This window comes from Nostoc sp. (assembly GCF_041747015.1).
Taxonomy (GTDB): Bacteria; Cyanobacteriota; Cyanobacteriia; order Cyanobacteriales; family Nostocaceae; genus Nostoc.
In genome coordinates, this window is the sequence record NZ_JBGTFY010000138.1 from 42,957 (window position 1) to 59,183 (window position 16,227).

A 16,227-nucleotide genomic window follows, 5' to 3' on the forward strand; every position below is an offset into this window, starting at 1 on the left:
CCAACTAGCGAGGATGGGAGTGTTGTCTTTGTGAGCCTGACTTGGTTAAGAATCAGAAAGGAACGCAATTTGCACCGTATAGACGAGGAGTGTGGCTTTGTAAGTTAGAAATCCCAAAAATATGGGCAGAACCTTTAGCTCGTGCAATTGAGTTGACAAAACAATCAACCCAATAAATAGAGCAAAACGAGTTTTGCTCATCCGGGTTTTCTCACTACCAAGTTGCTCAACATCTTTAGCCAGCATTTTTAAGTAAACCACACCTGTACACGCTCCAATTAAATAATTAAGAGCAATGTTTAAGGAATAAGAAATCCACACAGAGATAAAAATAACCCCCGTCAAGACAAGCGTGATTAACAATAACCTCTGGAAGAGTTCATAGTACTCTTGCATGGATTTACCTGATTCTGTATTTTCAGAACCAGTTGTAGGATCTTGTTGCGTTGTCGGAGTGGGCGCAATTGATTCGTCTGACAAGCTCACGAGACTTGAAACCAGTACACTTAAATTATGATGACCGCACATTCAATCAGATGAATCATATCACGATGCGGTAACAATACTTTAGGAAAAAACAATTAACTTCTTGTCAACGTTAGACAGTCAGTAAAACCGCGCCACCAGAAGCGAGAGAGCGGCTGATGATGTCAGGGCGTGAAGGGGTGAGTAATCAATAATCGCTGCTTGAAAATTCCAAATTTCTTCCAATTTCAGCTTTATTGAGTAAATAATTGTCTTCCAAAGTCGTTATATCGGATCTGGGTTTTTGAATTAAGTTAGGTATGAATTTAGCCTCACGCAAAGGCGCAAAGAATTAAGACTTGAATAAACTTAAATTTTGGAATTTCATACCCTGATTCAGCAACGCCAAGATGTACAATACCCGATTTCTTGGGTACTTTCCTAATTTACATTAATTTGCTAAAGGTGGTGATGGGCGATCGCTCATCACCGAAGTATAAATTACAATACACTTAACCAAGTGTCAATAAAATTAGCTGCTGTTGGAGGAGCATTCTTACCCCATCTAATCCCAGTTGTACATCTGCTAAAATCTCTGCAACTGTGGAATTAGCATCACATTTTTGCATAAATTCAAGTTCTGCTACAGATAAATTAACAATCTGGTAATCGTAATTAAAGAAACATTGACTGGGAAATCCTTCAATACAAGGATTCAGTTCGGGAATTGATGCCAGTAGGTCGTTGTCGTCTGACCAATCGGCTTTGATGAGGGGAGGACGACCGAGGAAAAACTCGTAATGAGTTACTTCTGGATCTAATAATTCTATCAGGCGGTAAAGCTGGCGTTGGTTTAGCCCGCCGCAGGCATCGCTTAATTCTGGCGATCGCTCTACTAACTCTGGTGCTTTACCTAAAAGTCTCTCCAAATCCCAGAAACTCGGATTCGAGAAACCAATAAACTCCAATCCCGAAGCATCAATTAATTCAAATAGCGTCTCAATGTTGTAGTCAATTTCCTGCGGATGAACGTACATATCAGCAAAGCATTCATCCTTTTTGTTTTCTAGTGACCAACGTTGTTTATCATATTTGACAATTCGGTTATTTTCTGGTAAAGAGGCGAATATTTGTCGCCCAATTTTGACACCATTGCGGTAGTCGCCTTTTTTGTCACCTTGAAGAAGTGCGATCGCTTTTTGCATGAGTTGAATTTCCCAGCGTCCCAACTCACCATAGACAAAAATGTGCATCAAGCCGCCTGGAGCTAACTTTTTCGCCAAGGCTTTAATACCGCGAATTGGATCAGCGGTATGATGCAAAACGCCAACACAGTTAATTAAATCAAACTCACCCGGTAATTGTTCCACGTCAAACAAGCTGAGGTGATGAAATTCCACGCGGGTAGCGCCAGAACGCTGACAACGCTCTTTTGCTACAGCCAAAGCACCAGTACTGAGGTCAATTCCCACAACATAAGCTTGAGGATTGAGGTGAACTAAGTACTCTGTACTTACGCCAGTACCGCAACCTGCATCTAAAATCCGAATATCTTGCCTTTGAGGTTTTTGACCTGTGCAGAAGTTATGAGCAGCTAGCCAATTCCAGCGCCAGTTAAAGCCTGGAGGTGGTTCATCTAACAGGGCTTCTGGCGGAAAGGGGTAGGTATTGTAGAGTTTGGCAACAGCAGCACTAACAGCTTGGGAATCGGACATGATCAGGAATAACGCAGTATTTCTGAGTTTACCTGATAGTGGATGATTAGGGCAAAGATTACTATTGCTTAATTACTGCTATTTATCCAACAGCAAAGTCAGTAAATTCGCGTTTATAATGAGCGTGAAATCCTAATACAATATCTTCTTTCGATACCCCAGCAGCGATTAATTCGTTAGCGACGCCAATTTCTGTACCATCTCTTTGTATCCAAATTTTTTTGTCTTTGATATCAACATGAATGATCACTCCATAAATTCTCCGTTGTTCTTTCCAGCCAATATTTAAGACTTGATAATGATGGCGTTCTGCATCAAACAACAATTGAATTTCTGTGCCATTAGCCACGTCATTAGCAGAATGGTTGCTTAAAATATCTTGAATGATTTGAGAGTAATTTATTCCTTCCATAAAACAATGTCCTGGTACATGATGAGGAATAACGCAGTATTTTTGAGTTTACCGAATGCTGGACACTTCAGGTAGACAAATAATTGCGTAGGCGCAGCCCGTCGTAGACATCGCATTAAACCACACATCTATGGAATTATCTGAAAATGCGGCGGTGGATTATTTCAATTTAAAGTAGGCATGAGCATTATTTCAGTGAAAACACTACTGTTTAAGTATCTATTAAGTAATATGGTTGAATTATATTTTATGTATAAAATTTTACTTAATTAGGAGTGCCGAATGGCTGTAGGATTGCCAGAATTCGTTGAAAATCCAGAAAATCGTTGCCCTGTAATTCTCTTACTCGATACTTCTGGCTCTATGTCAGGTCAGCCTATCCAAGAGTTAAATCGAGGACTTGCTGCTTTCAAAGAAGATGTACAAAAAGATTCCCAAGCATCGCTGAGTGTGGAAGTGGCCATGATTACATTTGGCCCCATAGTTAAACTGATGCAAGACTTTGTGACGATTGACCAATTTACACCGCCTATATTGGAAGTAGATGGTTTAACCCCAATGGGTGCAGCGATTGAGTATGCTTTGGATTTTCTAGAAAACCGGAAAAAGACTTATCAAAACAACGGTATTCTCTATTATCGCCCTTGGGTGTTTTTGATTACAGACGGAGCGCCAACTGACTCCTGGGATTCAGCCGCGCAAAGATTGAGAGAAGCAGAAGCACAAAGCCGACTGTCATTTTTTGCGGTTGGTGTAAAGGGTGCTGATATGAATATCCTCAAACAAATTTCTCCTCCTGAACGTCCACCAGTTACCCTAAATGGCTTAGATTTTCGTGAGTTGTTTGTCTGGCTATCTGCTTCGGTGAAACGGGTTTCTAGTGGCAAAGTAGGGCAAGCTGTAGCTTTACCGGCTATGGGATGGGGTCAAATTAGCACTTAGGAGAAAGTTTTGTGAATTGGAAAGCTGTTGCGCGTTCTGCGATTGGAACAAGTCATCAAGACAAGAAAATACCTTGTCAAGATTATGGGCGTTATCTCATCTTTAATGATGTGATTATTGTAGGTGCGGTTGCTGATGGTGCTGGTAGTGCTAAATATTCGGATATTGGTGCTAAGTTGGCGGTTGAAACGGTACTCAAATGCTTTTCTGATATTAATGAATATCCTCAGAAGGAAGAAGAATTAGAGCAAGGTTTTTCTCAACCACTATGCAAAGAAGAAGCTCATCAACTGTTTGCTAAAATTGTGAAAATAGCTATTGCAAAGTTACATAAGCAAGCAGACAAAGAAAATTATTCTGTCAATGATTTAGCTTGTACATTGTTGGTTTTCGTGGCAACTCCTGACTGGGTTGCAGCTATGCAAATCGGGGATGGATTTATTGTAAGGCGTTTCCAAGACTCAGAATACAGCACTTCCGGCTATTATGCAATACAGTTTTTATCCCTGCCTCTCTCCTATCATCACTTTCAGCTATGAGGATGTACCTCATAGCTGCCGGAAGTGCTGTATCAACTGTTGTTTCAGCCAGATAAAGGTGAGTTTGCTAATGAAACGACTTTTATTACTTCAGCAAATGCAGTAAAAGAAATGCAGGTAAAGGTTATTTCCGAAAAACAAGAGTTTATTTGTGCTTCCACTGATGGAGTAGAAAAAGTAGCAATTCGCTTGAGCGACTGGGAACCCTTTTCACCTTTCTTTAAACCTTTGGAGGAATACTTGCACGAGCAATTTAATCAAGAGGAGGAAGATAAATATCTGATAGAATTCCTCAACTCTGAACGGCTAAATTCTCGCACTGACGATGATAAAACTTTACTTTTGTGCTTATTTGATAGAGAGTAAAATTCGATGATAGTTTTCACCTGTGCCAGTACGGGTCAAGCGATTACTCTGCTGGGTAAACCTAAAATTAGTGGTGAAGCGAAGGTTTGGCAAACAAATCGCAATGGTTACTTAGCGAAAATTTACCACGACCAAACTCTTGAACGTGTGCAAAAGTTGGCGGTGATGATAGCGCACCGACCCAAAGAGCCAAACTCTCATCTCAATCATATTTCTTTTGCTTGGCCTAAGTCGGTACTAAAAGATGCTCAGGGTAATTGTGTGGGCTTTTTGATGCCGGAAATTAAGGAAGGAAAAGAACTTATTGATATATACAACCCCAAGCGTCGTAAGGATTTGAAACTTGAGGTTGATTGGCGTTTTCTCCACACAACGGCGCTAAATATCGCCTCAATTATTGAAGCAATTCACATTTCTGGCTATGTTTTGGGTGACATCAAGCCGCAAAATATTCTTGTAAACGATCGCGCCTTACCTTCAATTATTGATACTGATTCCTTTCAAGTTCGGAATCCGGTAAATGGCAAGATTTATCGTTGTTCAGTTGGTTCAGATGGCTTTACACCACCGGAACTGATTGGCAAAGATTTTGATAGCATTGATCAAACGGAAGTACACGATCGCTTCCGGTTAGCAGTCATTATCTATCAGTTGTTATTTGGTGGTCAAAGTCCTTTTGCCGGAAAGTGGATAGGTGCGGGGGAAACTCCAGAAACTAATGAACTTATCCGTCAGGGTTTATGGCTGTATGCACCAAACCGTTTGATTCAACCTGTAGAAAGGACACTTCCTCTTGAGATTATTCACCCAGAGGTTCAGCGATGTTTTTTCAAATGCTTTAACGATGGTTATAAAAATTCTAACTTGCGCCCAACTGCTGGGGATTGGGTAAAGGCGCTCAGACTTGCTGTTAATGAGTTAACTATCTGTGGAAAGGTAGACAGCCACTACTACAGCCAAACTTATGGTAAGTGTTATTGGTGCGATCGCTCTACAAAACTTGGTATTGATATATTTCCTAGTGTTGTTAAAGCAAAAGCATCTGCTGTTGTGAAATCAACACCACAACCGCGAGTTATTAATCATCACGTAATAGGAAACCTACTGCAAACCCTCACTGGTCATTCTTCCGGGGTTTTTTCTGTAGCCTTCAGTTCCAATGGTCAAACCTTAGCTAGTGGCAGTAGTGACAACACTATCAAACTGTGGGATGTGAGGAAGGGAAATCTATTGCAAACCCTCACGGGCCATTCTTACTCGGTTCATTCTGTAGCCTTCAGTCCCGATGGTCAAACCTTGGCTAGTGGCAGTTGGGACAACACTATCAAAATGTGGGACGTAAATAAGGGAAACCTAATGCAAACCCTCACGGGCCATTCTAGCTGGGTTCCTTGTCTAGCCTTTAGTCTCGATGGTCAAACCTTAGCTAGTGGTAGTAGCGACAACACTATCAAACTGTGGGATGTGAGGAAAGGAAACTTATTGCAAACCCTCACTGGTCATTCTTGCGCGGTTTTTTCTGTAGCCTTCAGTTCCAATGGTCAAACCTTGGCTAGTGGCAGTAGTGACAACACTATCAAACTGTGGGATGTGAGGAAGGGAAATCTATTGCAAACCCTTAGCGATCATACTGACTGGGTTAAATCTGTAGCCTTTAGTCTCGATGGTCAAACCTTGGCTAGTGGCAGTGGGGACAAGACCATTAAACTTTGGCAGGTTAAATCTGAATCATCTATCACTACAACTAATTCAAACTCTAATAACAAAGGTTTGATTATTTGTATTGCTATGATTGGGTTATTTATATGGATTTGTTTTGGAGTAGATGCTTTCGCTTTGTTTATTTCTTCGGTGTTTATTTTTGTTTTAGTTTTATGTATCATTTTTAGTCAGTAAAGCGTAGCATCTAAATACAAAAAAATAATATTTATTAAGTGAAACAGTCCAATAATTGATAGAGGTATTAACCTATACTAGATTTTGTAAAATCCAAGCTAAGAATATGCAACCAGTCCAGGGATTTATTATAGATTCATATCGGTTCTATCAAATTGCGAAGCATGGATATTTGAAAGCAAGCAAAGGGTTTGACATTCACACAAAAAATGATGCTTTAGTATCTATAATTTTTTCCGCACTAGCATTGGAGGCTTTTATTAATGAAATTCCAGCGCTTGCTAAATGTGAAAAGCGAACTGGAGCAACTGAAGCTTTTTTAGATAAATTGATTGATGCCATTGATGAGTCTACCTCTAATAAGAAAAACACACAAAATAAGTTTAGGCGGGCTAGTGAAGCCTTAGAAAGTCCTTTTGCTCAAGGAGATAAACTTTATCAGGATTTTGCCGATCTATTCAATTTACGTGATAGATTAGTTCATCTTAAACCCGAAGATATTATTGAAGAAAGAGATAATGGTGAAATCCAATATTTTGGAAGAAAGCTAATTGAAAATCTTCGCAGCAAAAAGATATTTACAGACACACCAGTGGCATCAATAATTTTGAAAGTTAGCAATGCTAAAGCTGCTTTCTGGGCTTGCAATACAGCTTCAGAAATGGTTAACGCAATTCTAGATAAACTTCCTGCATCTTTTCGTGATAACAATCCACAAATAGTTTTGTATAGGAATAGTTTTCAACCTCCAGAACAAAATATCTGTGAAGCAGGAACTAAAGTTTTTTATCTTGATGGTCAAAAAATCAATAGCAAAGAAACATTTTTAAAACAAGCTGCTGAAGCGATGGAATTTCCTACATACTTTGGTGCTAACTGGGATGCTTTTGATGAGTGTATTACCGATTTAACATGGTGTCCGGCTGAAAAATACGTCATATTGTATGACCATACTGATATCTTTGCTCAAGCTGAACCGACACAGTACCAAATAGCATTGGATATTTTAAATTCAGCCAAAGAATACTGGCAAGCTAAGAATATTACTCTGAAGTTTTTAACTATAAACAAATTAGGTTAAATTAACCTTGACAAAAATTAAGATATAGTCCAATCTTCTAAACGCAAATTAGGCACTTTTTCAAAATCTTTCCAGTTGCGAGTAACCAAAATACCATTCAGTGACAGCGTAATTGCCGCAATACGTAAATCTTGAGTCCCAACGCGGATTTTTTGCTTAACTAATTCAGCGCAAATTTTGCCAGCATCATGACTAAATGGCAGCACATTGAGAGTATTTAAGTCTTCTAATGTATCTTTTAATCTGGCATAAGCAAAGACTAATTCATCTAATGAATCAGCCCTGTTAATAATATTCATTCGCCCCCGTAGTTGTTCAGTAGCTGTAACTATAGTTATGGCAATATCTTGAGTATTAAATGTATTTAATCGTTCGATAATAAATGGATTACCTCTTTGCATCAATGAGAGGTGATCTGTATCTAGTATCCTTAAATCATTCACCTCTGAATTTACCTCGCTTCATTGTCTGCATCCAATTCACGTCGATATTCTTCTATATATTCCAGCATCTCATCAAACTGTGGATCATCTTTATATTTACCAGCTATTTTCAACCAAGGATTTTCTACTTTGGGCGCTTCAATTTCTAAAGTCACAATCTTGGCTGTTTTTAACCGAGTTTGCAAACTTTGACTGAGTTTTTCTATTGCTTCAGTTTCCGTATTTCCCAAACCTTGACAGTCTGGTAAACCTAACAATATTGCTTTTATGGTGCCATCTTGCTGATTTTCAATTAGTACATCATAAGTTAACTTTGGTGCAGGTGTCGTAGAGTTAGTTTTTATAGCTAAATTCATAATATTTTTATCTTTGAAGTTTTATATTGATTATAACATTTTTAAGTAAAGCTGCTGAAGCAATACGTAGGTTGAAACCCATGAATCAAAACAATCTATGTTCAGCTTAATTCATTTTCTCGAATCTTTTGATATAGAAGAACAAATTGCGGCTTTTATTAAAGTTGTACTCCAATTAATGATCAATACACCTGAATGGACAAAAATCATTCATGACAGGATTTTAAATGATGATTCAGCTTGCCAAGTTTATCAAAAAGTTTTACACTCAGCTAATTTGAATAGACCTCGCAATCAAACCACATATCTATGGAATTATCTGAAAATGCGGCGGTAGATTATTTCAATTTCAAGTAGGAATGGGCATTATTTCAGTGAAAACACTACTGTTTAAGTATCTATTACTTCCCCAAGTTGTTGCGGCGGCTGTTGCTGTCAAAAATGCCGCTTAAAACGCACTCAACTATAGAGATTTATTCCCATTATTTCATCACCCTACTGTCCTGCCCCGTTCCCTACCGCTTAATAGCGGATTAGTTCCTTAACCTGATAGCGTGGTAAGCCTAACTCCTGACTGAGGGCGGTTTCAAGTTGGCTTCGCTCTGTTATTGGAAATTCAAAAGCGATCGCTTTGAGAACTGAGTGATTCGTTCTTACATTTACTAGCGAAACCCCATCTTCTTGTCGAATTTCCACCTCAATTGCCACTATCCTTTTCATCATCTGCCGTGCTAATCGTGTATCAGCTAGCAGATATTTTTTGTTGTAGTAGGAGCGATTTAGAATCTGATCTTCCACAAAGCCGCTCCCCAGCCAAAAAATTAGCCCGATCAATGGCAAGGATAGCCAAAACACAAAGCCTAGCGATCGCAACACCTGAAACAATTGAAGTTGGCGCATATTTGCGGAATGAGTAATCCTGTTGGGAAAGCACAAAGCGCTACGTGATTCGTAATTTCTATACCGCAAACGTTTCATTAATTTGGAATGGGTGGTTTACTTATACTGTGCAGTGCTATAGATTATTGTCAAACTGTATGTGACCCTTTTAGCTTAATCTAAGAACTGGAGAGCAAAAATCACAGTTAACAGAGTAAATGGGATGTTGATCTTACTCGTGGAAGATGACCCATCACAGTTAGAGCCACTGCGGACAGCATTATTAAAAGTGGGACATACAGTAGATGCGATCGCAGATGGAGAAACGGCGGAATGGTTTGCCTTTCGTAAAGACTATGACTTGCTGATTCTAGATTGGATGTTGCCCAAAGTAAGTGGGGTAGAACTCTGTAAAGTATATAGACGGGCAGGTAAATTGGCTCCTGTGCTGATGCTGACGGCGAAAGACACAGTTTTAGATAAAATAACAGGCTTGGATGCTGGAGCCGATGATTATCTAGTCAAGCCCGTGGATGTGCTGGAGTTATTAGCACGGGTACGGGCATTGGGAAGGCGATCGCCAATGTGGCAAGGAGATATACTCAGTTTGGGTGATTTACAACTTCATTTATCCAACTTGACAATCGAACGTGGTTCAGTAACCACTCAACTTTCCAGCCGAGAATTTCAATTAATGGAATATTTGATGCGTCATCCCCGCCAAGTCTTATCTCATAACCAGATTGAGCAAGCCCTTTGGAGTTGGGGAGACGAACCGGAAAGTAACGCCATTACGACATTAGTCCGCCGCCTGCGCCAACGTCTGCAAAACCTTGATGCCAAAGATTGGATAGAAACGGTGCATCGGATGGGTTATCGGTTAAATCCGCCAAATTCCTATGAGTAAAGTCAAGAAGGCAGGAGGCAGGGAGAATAACCAATGCCCAATGCCCTTAAATGTTTAATCACAGTCGCCGTAATCTTGCTCACTGGTTTGCCCTGTCGATGGGCGGAATTCTGTTTGCTTTTGCAGGATTGGGCTACTGTCTTAATGTGGAAGAGCAGTTGCGGTTTTTTGATGATGAACTGTTTCTTCAAAGTAAAGCCTTTGCCGGAAAAACCCATTACTCGTTTTATCAAAGTCAGCGCGGCCAGACTCCTTTAGAAAACGGCGTGTCATTGAATGGCGGACTGGTGTACGCCCGGTGGTATGACGCGAATAAACAACTTCTACAATTTGTCGGTTCATCGGGTGTCAAACAATTAACCGCAGAACTTGGATTTCAAACAGTGCAAGCGTCTCTTGACTCAGATCAGTTGCCAATTGTCAAGACTTGGGTTCGTCAAATCACTCTTCCAGTTTTGCAAGATAAGGTGCTGATTGGCTACTTCCAAACCGCAGTTCCAATGAACTCTCTACGCAGCAGCTTGAATCAAGCCCGTTTATTTTTAACTTTGGGTGTTCCCGTAACCTTTGGGATTATCGGGATTACAGGTTGGTTTTTGGGCGGATTGGCAATGCGGCCAACTCTCCGCGCTTACCAGCAATTACAACGATTTACAGCTGATGCTTCCCATGAACTACGCACACCCGTAGCAACGGTATTGAGCAATGCCCAAGTTGCCCTCATACCACCCGAAGACCCCTTTGAGCAAAAATTTCGGTTGCAAAAGATTGCCGAAACTGCCAAGTCTATGAGTACCCTAATTAATAATCTGCTCTTTCTTTCGCGCCATGACGGATCGCTGGCTGAAACTACATCAAAATCTGTTGATTTAAACGAACTGGTGCGATCGCTTGCTCATGAATTTGCAACTCAAGCCCCCGCCCAAAATCTCAGTTTCACCGCTCAAATTCCAGAGCAATCGGTCATTTTACAAGCAGATGCAAATTTGCTCAAACAAGCCGTGATTAATCTCCTGAGTAATGCGTTCAAATATACGCCAGCAGATGGTAAAGTAAAGTTACGTCTTTTTACCCAGTCTCACAGTGCGGTAATTCAAGTCAAAGACAACGGCATTGGTATTCCCGCCACTGATTTGCCACACATCTTTGATCGTTTTTATCGTGTAGATACTGTGCGATCGCGTCAAACAGGTGGCTTTGGACTCGGACTTGCGATCGCTCAACAAATCGTCCAAGGATACGGGGGGCAAATAACTGTCAAAAGTATACTTGGTGAAGGCTCAACCTTTCAAATTAACCTTCCCCTCAAACTTTGATTCATCTAGATGAGATGAAAGATTTTTACTGCTGTGATAACTTCTTCGCCACTTTTCCAGATGATTGATAGATATTGATTTAGATGTGACATTCACCCCATTTCCTCGCCAAGCAAGTTCTGAATCTGTTGTAAAAACCCCGCACTCTAATTGATCCAGTCTCATATTCCAATATTCACTAAATCGTCCTTTCAAAGTAATAACTTGCTCAAATACCTTGTTTCTGTGTTTATTTCTTCTTTTCCTTTCTGTCGCTCCTGTTGCTTCTGTATCAATAAACTTAGTTTCAACTAAAAACAGACTACCTTTAAAGGTCAGGAAAACAAAATCGCATTTACCTAAATCCGTATAATCTGAAATTGGAGATTTTTCAAATAACAACAATTCAGCGCACGAGGGAAACAAGTCTTTAATATTCAGAAATAAATAAGCTTGCAACAAGAGTTCCTTATCATAAGGAAACAAGATCACCCCTTCAAAAAACTTTTGAATGTCCTCCTGAGTTTGGGGTTGAATTATTTTACAGTATGAAACAAATTTATGTAAATCGTTGACAATCATCAAGTTTTAACTCCTTCCCCCGGTCGCAGCCTTAAGGGCTATGGCATAAAACGATACCACTCCCTACAGGAAATTATCATCCGCATAAGTAACTAAAAAAACGATTGCAATCCTTAATACTTAAGGCAATTTACTGTTGACAGTTCAGTAAAACTGATTTGAAGCTGCTTTCGGTACTGAAGGACTTTTCGCTTTTAGCGTTAGCTACTAGTCAGCGATTTTATATGAGCAAGAAAACTGGCATTTTGCAAAGCTTGAACAGTTATTCGAGAATCTTGTACACAAAATTGCCAACCCAAGCGAACAAGTTTACGAGAATTTTCAGTTTGGATAATTCCAATTACTGGCATTTTTGCCCTTTCTTTGTCTCCTGACTGTTCTTGCAAAATTGTTTTCAAGCGATGTAGTTCTTCGATATTACCCGCTTGCTGGGGAGTTAAATCCACCATCACCATTTGTACTGTTTCCACTGGTTCTGCATCTTCAAGGATAAATTGAGTTTGTTCGTCGCGTCGATCTACTTTTCCCCAAATAATCAATCTGGTATCAACTTGGAGTAGGGAACTAATGCGTTCATAGGTTTTAGGAAAAACTACAGCTTCTGATTGTGTAGTTAAGTCTTCTATTTGCAAAATTGCCATCGGGTCGCCTTTTTTAGTGACCACTTTTTTCACGTTATTCAACATGACAACTGCACAAAGCCTTATTTCTTCCCTTTGTTCTCCGAGTTGCGAAAGGTTAATTGGTGTCAAAAGTGGTGCTATTTGCCGTAAGGATTTTAATGGATGATCTGATACATAAAAGCCCAGTAATTCTTTCTCCTTCTGCAACTTTTGCTGTGGGAGGAAATCCATTACAGGTTTAGTTTTGGGAGCAGTTTCAAGGGCGTTATTTGCTCTTTTATTCTGAGTCGAAGAAAATCCATCGCCTAATAAATCAAAGAGATTGCCTTGACCGCTGGCTCTGTCTTTAGCGCGAGATTGTGCCCAATCATAGACTAATTCTAAGTCGTTAATTAACTGTTGACGGTTTGGTTCAATTTTGTCAAAGGCTCCACAGTAAATTAGCGATTCCATAGTCCGGCGATTAACAGCACGTAAATCGACGCGATCGCAAAAGTCAGCGAGGGATTTAAACTCTTCTGTGTCATTTCTTGCTGACAAAATACAAGCGATCGCACTCTGTCCGACGTTACGCACCGCCGAAAATCCAAACAGAATCTTTCCTGCCGTCGGCGTAAAATCAACACCAGAACGATTAATATCTGGCGGATCTATCGAAATACCCATATTACTACAGTTAGTAATATATCTCTGTACCTTATCTGTATCGCCACTGTTTGCCGTCAACAGTGCCGCCATATATTCTAGCGGGTAATTAGCTTTTAAATATGCTGTTTGATAAGTTACATAACCATAGGCAGTCGAATGAGATTTATTGAAACAATTGGCAGCTATTAAACCGTTTTTAATCGCAAAGTTATGGTTACACTGAACCCCAATGTCATAGACATTTTGTTTGCCTAAATATTTGCGTGTGGCTATTTTGACCATCCTACCCTACCCCCGAAAAAATTTTGTTAAATTAATTAATTGATAAAATTATCAAACTTGTAATATCGATAGCGCTTGGAATAAATAATTATATCACTAGAAAAGACTGCCATACTCTTACAAGAAAGTAGCTAATATATCAAAACTTTGATAACTCATTCAATAGACAGCTAATAATCATATATTTGCTGCTTTCTAAAACTTATTAAGCACATTTCAATACATAATTATCTGCTTAGTCAAATGCCTGGAGAGTGGGGGAGTAGTGTTAAAGAGCCATTCACTTTAATAATGATACAAATACGTTGGTAGGGGCATGGCAATGCCCCTAGGTGTCAACTTAACGTAAAAGTCATGTCCCGCAAGGAACTGAAGTTCCTTGCTAATAGCTAAAGTCATCTGAAAGATGACTAAATATATAGTCAAAAATTTTTAGTCTACTTCAGTAGACTTTAGCTAAAAGCCAGAGAACTTTAGTTCCAGGCGGGTGAGGGAGGCAACAGTTAAGCCATTTCTAGGCTCAAGTTGACACCAATGGGCAATGCCATGCCCCTACGAGAAATCTATGTGTATCAAGGTTTTCGTAAAATGGTATAAACCTTAGCTATCCGCTAACGGAACTGTCTTATCCCAATACCCAATCTTGGCCAATATGTATTAAAATCAAGGACTTGAATCATAAAGAGAGCAATCATGGCATCTATCCGCGAGTTGCACGAACAGCTAGTTAAAAAAGAACGTTCTGCCGTTGAAATTACCCAAGAAGCTTTAGATCGCATTCAAGCGTTAGAGCCGAAATTGCACAGCTTTTTATGTGTGACGACAGAACGAGCATTAGAGCAGGCAAGCGCTGTGGATGCCAAAATTGCTGCCGGAGAAGAAATTGGGCTGCTAGCAGGGATTCCAGTAGGGATAAAAGACAATTTGTGTACCAAGGGAATACCTACCACCTGCGCCTCTCGAATTCTGGAAAATTTTGTACCGCCTTATGAATCAACGGCGACGCAAAAACTGATAGATGCTGGGGCAGTAATGGTAGGCAAAACCAACTTAGATGAGTTTGCAATGGGTAGTTCCACAGAAAACTCAGCTTATCAAGTTACGGCTAATCCTTGGGATTTATCACGGGTTCCGGGTGGTTCTTCGGGGGGTTCGGCAGCAGCTGTGGCGGCTCAAGAATGTGTGGTTGCTCTCGGTTCTGATACTGGTGGTTCGATTCGGCAACCTGCATCTTTTTGCGGTGTGGTGGGGATGAAACCAACTTATGGTTTGGTTTCCCGTTATGGTTTGGTGGCTTACGCTTCGTCTTTAGATCAAATTGGCCCATTTGCAAACACAGTAGAAGATGCTGCAATATTATTGAGTGCGATCGCAGGTCACGATCCCAAAGACTCTACCAGCCTGAAAGTTGCCATTCCCAACTACGCCGCCAGCTTAAAACCAAACTTCAAACCCAGAGGCCAGTTAAGAATTGGTGTCATTAAAGAAACTTTTGGTGAAGGTTTGGACTCTGTAGTGGAACAAGCTGTTACTAAAGCAGTAGATATACTACAAAGTTTGGGAGCAGAGATTCATATAGTTTCCTGTCCCCGCTTTCGCTATGGCTTACCTACCTACTACATCATCGCTCCATCGGAAGCGTCAGCAAACCTGGCTCGTTACGATGGCGTTAAATATGGTTACCGCGCTCCTGATGCGGATAATCTGCTGTCGATGTATACTCGTACCCGTGCCACTGGTTTTGGTACAGAAGTCAAACGCCGGATTATGATCGGCACTTACGCCCTTTCGGCTGGCTATTACGATGCCTACTACTTGAAAGCGCAAAAAGTCCGCACCCTGATTAAGCAAGACTTTGAAAAGGCTTTTGGCGCGGTTGATGTCTTAATCTGTCCTACATCTCCCACTACAGCCTTCAAAGCAGGGGAAAAAACTACTGACCCTTTAAGTATGTATTTAACTGATTTGATGACTATTCCGGTGAATCTTGCTGGTTTACCTGGTTTAAGTTTGCCATGTGGTTTTGATGAGCAAGGTCTACCAATAGGATTACAGCTAATTGGCAATGTGCTGCGAGAAGAACAACTCTTTCAGGTTGCTTATGCTTATGAACAATCTACTCGTTGGCATCTGCGTAAACCGCAAATATCAGCCTAATTATTTTTCACTGATTACTGACTGTTGAGTGTTGTTCTCTGGAGTCAGGGATTCAGATGTAATTTGTGGTGGGTTAAGTGTATAAAAAAGACCAGCAGATGCAGCTACTAATAATAGAATGTAGGTAACAACAAGAGGTATGTATGTATTTGGTTTGTTGTCTAAATTCTGATGATCATTATTGGAGTCTGGGCGGACAACATTGGTTATAAGGGCGTATGACAAAGCATTTCCATCCAGTCCTAAAGCATCTCCATAGCGACGGATGAATCCTTGAACAAAAATAGGCTCAGGCAATTCTCCAAATCGCTCTTCTTCTAAAGCTTGCAAAACACTTGAGCGAATTAGTATTTGAGCGGCTATTTCTTCTATACGGATGGATTTTTTTTGTCTTACTTGTCGTAAGTGTGTGGTTATTTCTTTTAGCTGCTCTACTTGAGCTTCATTTAAGAACGTCACAGTCTTCTCCTATTATTTATGGACTAATGTCTACTATTCATATATTGAATTGAAAAGACTTAAATACGCATACGTAAATTTACTGAATAATGAATTTTCGGAAAATTTTGATAACGGTTTAATTCTGTGTTTTAAAGTGCCAAAGCTGCTAATGTTAAGTATTTTCACTGTTTAAATATA

The 16,227-nt window shown here is 40.1% G+C and carries 15 protein-coding genes and 2 pseudogenes; 8 read left to right on the top strand and 9 right to left on the bottom strand.

The window, feature by feature from the left end:
- Nucleotides 1-45: 45 nt before the first annotated feature.
- From ACEW80_RS10500 to ACEW80_RS10510, 3 genes are all read right to left on the bottom strand, one after another.
- Nucleotides 46-528, bottom strand: coding sequence for an ATP synthase subunit I (locus tag ACEW80_RS10500; protein ID WP_373526516.1), 483 nt, complete (start codon nt 526-528; stop codon nt 46-48).
- 449 nt (nt 529-977) lie between these two features.
- Entirely contained in the window at nt 978-2,180 is a 1,203-nt protein-coding gene (locus ACEW80_RS10505) for a methyltransferase domain-containing protein (RefSeq protein ID WP_373526517.1), read from the bottom strand.
- Nucleotides 2,181-2,262: 82 nt separating this feature from the next.
- Entirely contained in the window at nt 2,263-2,592 is a 330-nt protein-coding gene (locus ACEW80_RS10510; protein WP_373526518.1) for a XisI protein, read from the bottom strand.
- 282 nt (nt 2,593-2,874) lie between these two features.
- On the opposite strand from ACEW80_RS10510, the gene ACEW80_RS10515 reads away from it, so the two are divergent.
- The 4 genes and pseudogenes from ACEW80_RS10515 to ACEW80_RS10530 all read left to right on the top strand — a co-directional run bounded on the left by ACEW80_RS10515 (nt 2,875) and on the right by ACEW80_RS10530 (nt 7,416).
- Nucleotides 2,875-3,534 carry a VWA domain-containing protein gene (locus ACEW80_RS10515; protein ID WP_373526519.1) on the top strand — a complete coding sequence of 220 codons (660 nt, stop codon included), beginning with the start codon at nt 2,875-2,877 and terminating at the stop codon, nt 3,532-3,534.
- 11 nt (nt 3,535-3,545) lie between these two features.
- Nucleotides 3,546-4,439 (top strand): annotated as a pseudogene (locus ACEW80_RS10520) (PP2C family serine/threonine-protein phosphatase).
- A gap of 6 nt (nt 4,440-4,445) precedes the next feature.
- Complete coding sequence (locus tag ACEW80_RS10525; RefSeq protein ID WP_373526520.1) at nt 4,446-6,335, top strand: hypothetical protein; 1,890 nt, start codon at nt 4,446-4,448, stop codon at nt 6,333-6,335.
- A 172-nt stretch (nt 6,336-6,507) separates the two neighbouring features.
- Nucleotides 6,508-7,416, top strand: a complete 909-nt coding sequence (locus ACEW80_RS10530) for a barstar family protein (RefSeq protein WP_373526521.1) — start codon at nt 6,508-6,510, stop codon at nt 7,414-7,416.
- Nucleotides 7,417-7,433: 17 nt separating this feature from the next.
- Here the strand turns inward: ACEW80_RS10530 and ACEW80_RS10535 are convergent, their stop codons facing one another.
- Nucleotides 7,434-7,859: a type II toxin-antitoxin system VapC family toxin gene (locus ACEW80_RS10535; protein ID WP_373526522.1), complete on the bottom strand. Its 426-nt coding sequence runs from the start codon at nt 7,857-7,859 to the stop codon at nt 7,434-7,436.
- A gap of 8 nt (nt 7,860-7,867) precedes the next feature.
- Nucleotides 7,868-8,215, bottom strand: coding sequence for a hypothetical protein (locus ACEW80_RS10540; protein WP_373526523.1), 348 nt, complete (start codon nt 8,213-8,215; stop codon nt 7,868-7,870).
- 94 nt (nt 8,216-8,309) lie between these two features.
- Between ACEW80_RS10540 and ACEW80_RS10545 the strand changes: the two are divergent.
- Nucleotides 8,310-8,552 (top strand): annotated as a pseudogene (locus tag ACEW80_RS10545) (Imm30 family immunity protein); the annotation flags it as partial.
- 185 nt (nt 8,553-8,737) lie between these two features.
- Here the strand turns inward: ACEW80_RS10545 and ACEW80_RS10550 are convergent.
- Nucleotides 8,738-9,115: a hypothetical protein gene (locus tag ACEW80_RS10550; protein WP_373526524.1), complete on the bottom strand. Its 378-nt coding sequence runs from the start codon at nt 9,113-9,115 to the stop codon at nt 8,738-8,740.
- Nucleotides 9,116-9,317: 202 nt separating this feature from the next.
- Here ACEW80_RS10550 and ACEW80_RS10555 point away from each other — a divergent pair, with 202 nt between their 5' ends.
- Both ACEW80_RS10555 and ACEW80_RS10560 read left to right on the top strand, forming a co-directional pair.
- Nucleotides 9,318-10,001 carry a response regulator transcription factor gene (locus tag ACEW80_RS10555; RefSeq protein ID WP_373526525.1) on the top strand — a complete coding sequence of 228 codons (684 nt, stop codon included), beginning with the start codon at nt 9,318-9,320 and terminating at the stop codon, nt 9,999-10,001.
- Between the two features lie 50 nt (nt 10,002-10,051).
- Nucleotides 10,052-11,317, top strand: coding sequence for a sensor histidine kinase (locus tag ACEW80_RS10560; protein ID WP_373526526.1), 1,266 nt, complete (start codon nt 10,052-10,054; stop codon nt 11,315-11,317).
- Here the strand turns inward: ACEW80_RS10560 and ACEW80_RS10565 are convergent.
- Both ACEW80_RS10565 and ACEW80_RS10570 read right to left on the bottom strand, forming a co-directional pair.
- Nucleotides 11,282-11,878, bottom strand: coding sequence for a hypothetical protein (locus ACEW80_RS10565; protein WP_373526527.1), 597 nt, complete (start codon nt 11,876-11,878; stop codon nt 11,282-11,284). The two genes, ACEW80_RS10560 and ACEW80_RS10565, sit on opposite strands and share 36 nt — an antisense overlap.
- A 200-nt stretch (nt 11,879-12,078) precedes the next feature.
- A complete protein-coding gene (locus ACEW80_RS10570) occupies nt 12,079-13,431 on the bottom strand; it encodes an OB-fold nucleic acid binding domain-containing protein (protein WP_373526528.1) in 1,353 nt (450 codons plus the stop codon).
- Nucleotides 13,432-14,124: 693 nt separating this feature from the next.
- On the opposite strand from ACEW80_RS10570, the gene gatA reads away from it, so the two are divergent.
- On the top strand, nt 14,125-15,588 hold the full coding sequence (gatA, locus tag ACEW80_RS10575) for an Asp-tRNA(Asn)/Glu-tRNA(Gln) amidotransferase subunit GatA (protein ID WP_373526529.1): 1,464 nt from the start codon (nt 14,125-14,127) through the stop codon (nt 15,586-15,588).
- On the opposite strand, the gene ACEW80_RS10580 is transcribed toward gatA, so the two are convergent.
- Nucleotides 15,589-16,047 (bottom strand): helix-turn-helix domain-containing protein, encoded by a 459-nt coding sequence (locus ACEW80_RS10580; protein WP_373526530.1) that lies wholly within the window; start codon nt 16,045-16,047, stop codon nt 15,589-15,591.
- Nucleotides 16,048-16,227: the final 180 nt, after the last annotated feature.